This window comes from Rahnella sp. NRRL B-41462, from assembly GCF_003263525.1.
Lineage (GTDB): Bacteria > Pseudomonadota > Gammaproteobacteria > Enterobacterales > Enterobacteriaceae > Rahnella > Rahnella aceris.
Map to the genome: position 1 here is coordinate 1 of NZ_JYDF01000198.1, position 560 is coordinate 560.

The following is a 560-nucleotide window of genomic DNA, read 5'->3' on the forward strand; positions in this document are numbered from 1 at the left end:
TTTTTCGAGTTCTTCAACGGGTAGCGAGACGTCCATCAGACCCGCAGCTGAACGGCTCATGAGCTGATAACCGGTCCACACGATGTTGGCCGCGACCAGCAATGCAATAACCGGATCGACCCATAACCAGCCGGTCAGATAGACCAGTCCGACGCCCAAAATGACCCCGACCGACGTCCAGACATCGGTCAGCAGGTGGTGAGCATCTGCCTCAAGCGTGATTGAATTGTGCTGCTTGCCAGCCCTTAACAATATTCGTGCCGTCACAAAATTAAGAACGGATGCAACCACAGAAACCAGTAGTCCGACACCAACCGCGTCGAGTGGCTGCGGGGCCAACATACGATCAACGGCGGTATAGGCAATACTGGCTGCCGCTAATAGGATCAAGAACCCCTCAAAAGCGCTCGAAAAATATTCGGCTTTACCGTGTCCATATGCGTGCTTATCGTCGGCCGGAAGTGCAGCCAGGGTCAGCATCCAGAGCGCCATCAGGGCTCCCGCGAGGTTGACCACGGATTCGATGGCATCAGACAGCAGACCGACCGAACCGGTCATTT

At 55.2% G+C, this 560-nt stretch carries 1 protein-coding gene; it reads right to left on the reverse strand.

Annotated features, from left to right (window positions below; genetic code table 11):
* Window positions 1-558: cation diffusion facilitator family transporter (locus tag UC14_RS26580; RefSeq protein ID WP_157962175.1), on the reverse strand; the 558-nt coding region annotated here is incomplete at its 3' end.
* Between the last annotated feature and the right edge of the window lie 2 nt (window positions 559-560).